The organism is Pseudokineococcus marinus (assembly GCF_013004605.1).
Classification (GTDB): Bacteria; Actinomycetota; Actinomycetes; order Actinomycetales; family Quadrisphaeraceae; genus Pseudokineococcus; species Pseudokineococcus marinus.
This window is the reverse complement of sequence record NZ_JABEMA010000310.1, coordinates 1-3,578: the sequence shown is the minus strand read 5'-3', so window position 1 is coordinate 3,578 and position 3,578 is coordinate 1. Positions and strand designations below refer to the sequence as shown.

The following is a 3,578-nucleotide window of genomic DNA, read 5'->3' as shown; positions in this document are numbered from 1 at the left end:
CTCGCCGCCCGCGGCTCCTGGGCCGCCCTGGCCGCCGCGGTGGTGGCGGCCGTCGCCGAGACGGTCGGAGCCGTCCTCGCCGGCCGGGCCGCCGAGGGCCCGACGACGGCGCTCGTCGTCGCCCTCGGCGCCGTGCTCGTGGGCGCCGGCCTGCTCGACACCCTCGGCCGCACGCTCTTCTCCGGCGTCGTCGGCCGCGCGGAGGGTCGGCTGCGGGGCGACCTCGTCGACCGCGTGCTCGGCCAGCCCGTCACCGCCCTCGAGGAGCAGGGCGTCGGGGAGCTCTTCGACCGCGTCGACGACGACGCCTGGCAGCTCTCCTCCCTGCTGCGCACCGTCGGCTGGGGCACGGGGCGCGCCACCCTCCGCAGCCTCACCTCCTGGGTCGCGGCGGGGATCCTCTGGTGGCCGGCCTTCCTGGCCTTCCCGGTGGTCGCCGGCCTCGCCTGGCTGGCCGTCCGCCGCCGCGCGCCCGAGGTGGCGCGCCTCAAGGTGCTCGAGGAGGTCGCCTGGTCGGAGCACTCCTCCCACCTCGAGGAGTCGGTCGCGGGGCGCGACGACGTCCGCACCTCGCTCGGCCAGCCCCACGTCGTCCGCCAGTACGCGCTGCGCGCCCGTGCCCTCCTCGAGCGCGTGCGCGCCACGAGCCGCACGGCCGCCGGGCTCGCCGCCCGCGCGGGTCTCGTGCTGCACGCCATGCTCGCCGCGCTCCTCGTCGCCGGGGTCGCCCTCGTGGGCGGGGGAGGCCTCGCCCTCGCCGAGCTCGTCACGCTCTGGCTGCTCGTCTCCTCGTTCGTGGGCCAGCTGGCACAGGTCAGCAACAACCTGCCCGACATCCAGGAGGGCCTCGGGGCGCTGAGCCGGATCCGGCAGCTGCTGTCCGCGCCGCAGGAGCCGGAGGGCGGGGCGCACCTGCCCCCGGGCCCGGCGCGCGTGGAGCTGCGAGGGCTGTCCGTGGGCTACGAGGGCGGGTTCGCGCTCGACGCCGTGAGCCTCGTCGTCGAGGCCGGCACGACGTGCGCGCTCGTGGGCCGCAGCGGGTCCGGCAAGTCGACGCTCGCCAAGGCCCTCTCCCGCGCCGTCGAGCCGGCGCCCGGCACCGTGCTCGTGGGCGGCGTCGACGTGGTCCGCGCCGACGTCGACGACCTGCGCCGCGCCGTCGGCGTCGTCACCCAGCGCACCGAGCTGCTCTCGGCCTCGCTCGCCGACAACATCACCCTCTTCGCCGACGTGCCGGAGGGCGCGGTCGAGGGCGCGGTGCGGGCGCTCGGCCTCGAGGACTGGGTCGACGGCCTCCCCGAGGGGCTCGCGACGCGCCTCGGGACCGGCGGCACGACGCTGTCGGCCGGCGAGGAGCAGCTCGTCGCCTTCGCGCGCCTGCTCGTCCGCGACGTCTCGCTCGTCGTCCTGGACGAGGCCACCGCCCGCATGGACCCGCAGACGGAGGCGCGCGTGACGCGGGCGTCCGAGCGGCTCCTCGCCGGGCGCACCGGCGTCGTCATCGCCCACCGCCTGTCCACCACGCGCCGCTGCGACGCCGTCGCCGTCCTGGAGGCGGGGCGCCTCGTCCAGCACGGCCCGCGCGAGGAGCTCGCCCGCGCCGACGGTCCCTTCCGCGAGCTGCTCCGCGCGGGCGGCGACGTGCCGCCCGGCCCGGCGGTGGGCGCGCCCGCCCACCGCGCCCCGCGCCGCGCGCCCCGGCCCGCGGTCCCGGAGCCGCGCACCTCGCTGCCGCGCACCGTGCTGCGGGTGCTCACCACCCACAAGCGCTGGGGCCTCACGGGGAGCCTCGGCTTCCTGGGCCTGTCCCTGCTCGGGGCCTCGGGTGCGCTCACGGGGTGGCTGTGGGGCCTCGTCGTCGCCCTCCTCGAGGACGGGCGCGAGCCCTGGCCGATCGTCGTGCCGCTCGTCGCGGCGGTCATGCTCTCGCCAGTCGCCCTGCTCTTCGCCTTCCGCGTCTACCCGCTGTGGTGGGTGGGGGTGGCCCTGCGGCTGCGCCTGGCGGTGCTGCGCGGGCAGACCGAGCAGCGCCGGCTCGCCCGGACGACGCCGGGCGAGGTCACGGCCCGGGCCCTCGACAGCGACCGGCTCATGATCTACGCCGACCGCTGGGTCGACGTGACCATCGGCGTGGTCGTCGTCGCCGTCACGGCGCTGGCCGCCGAGCAGAGCCTGCTGGCGGGCGCCGTCGTCGCCGGGGTGCTCGTGGGCTCGGCCCTCGTGTCGGCGCTCGGCGCGCCGGCCATGGGGCGGGCGGCCCGCGTCGCGGGGGACCAGCGCGCCGTCTTCGGCAGCTCCCTCGTCTCGGCCCTCGACGCCGTCCGGACCGTCAAGCTCGCGGCCGCCGTGGGCCCGGTGCGCCGCCACCTCGCGGCGGTCGACGACGTCCGGGTGAGCGCCTCCGTGCGCGAGATGAGGACCAAGGCCCTCCTCGAGGGCGTGCCCGTGGTCCTCGTCCAGGCCGGCGTGGCGGCCGGGTGGGCGCTGTACCTGCTCGGCGCCCTCGACCTGCGCACCGCGGTGCTCGTGACGACGGCGGTCACCGGCTCCGCCTGGTTCGGCACGGTGGCGGGGGCCGCCATCACGGAGATCCCCGTGGCGCGCCGGTGGTTGCGGGCGGCGTCGGCCCTGGCCGGCACCGGCGACCTCGTCGCCCTCCCGGCGGGCGTCGACCTCGTGACGGGCACGGCGCCGTCCCCGGCCGCGGCCCCGCGGACGCCGCTGCGCCGCCTGGCGCTCGAGGGCTTCACCGCCGTCCACGACGACGGCACCGTCGGCGTGGAGGGCGTCGACCTCGAGGTCGCCGCGGGCGAGCTCGTCCTCCTCGTCGGACGCGTGGGGTCCGGCAAGTCGAGCCTCCTCGGCGCGCTGGCGGGCCTCGTCGACCACGAGGGCCGGCTCGTGTGGAACGACCGGGAGGTCGACGACCCCCAGCTCTTCCTGCGCCCCGGGCAGGTCGCGTGGGTCGGCCAGGTGCCGCGCGTCCTGTCGGGCACCTTCGCCGACAACGTCGTGCTCGACCACGCCCGGGCCGCCGACGGCGCGCTCGCGGACGCGCGCATGGGGCCCGACGTCGAGCGCGCCGGCGGGCACGGGGCGCTCGTGGGCCACCGCGGCGTGCGGCTGTCGGGCGGGCAGGTGCAGCGCCTCGCCCTGGCCCGCGCGCTCGCCACCGAGGCCGAGCTCCTCGTGGCGGACGACGTCAGCTCGGCCCTCGACGCGCGCACGGAGGTCGAGCTGTGGGAGTCGCTGCGGCGCCGGGGCACGACCGTCGTCGGGTCGACCTCCAAGCGCTCGGCGCTGGCGCGCGCCGACCGGGTCGTCGTCCTCGAGGAGGGCCGGCTGGCAGCTTCCGGGCCGTGGTCCGAGCTCGAGGGCCGCTGGGGGCACCTCGCGGGCTGACCCGGCCCCACGGCCCCCACGGCCCCCACGGCCCCGACGGCTCAGACCCAGATCGCGACGCGGCGGTCGCCGTCGCGCTGCTCGCCCTCGGCCAGCGGCTCGGCGCGGCCCTCGGCCGCGCGGCGGGCCGACCAGGCGACGGCGGCCGCGTCCAGGGCGTCGTCGAGGGCCACCCC

Annotated in this window: 2 protein-coding genes; one reads left to right on the top strand and one right to left on the bottom strand. The window is 78.6% G+C overall.

The genetic code is table 11. From position 1 onward, the window contains the following. Positions 1–3,402: ATP-binding cassette domain-containing protein (locus tag HLB09_RS14580; protein WP_171204058.1), on the top strand; the 3,402-nt coding region annotated here is incomplete at its 5' end. Between the two features lie 41 nt (positions 3,403–3,443). Here the strand turns inward: HLB09_RS14580 and HLB09_RS20460 are convergent. Further along, on the bottom strand, positions 3,444–3,575 hold the full coding sequence (locus HLB09_RS20460; protein WP_409373012.1) for a DUF429 domain-containing protein: 132 nt from the start codon (positions 3,573–3,575) through the stop codon (positions 3,444–3,446). Positions 3,576–3,578 lie beyond the last annotated feature (3 nt).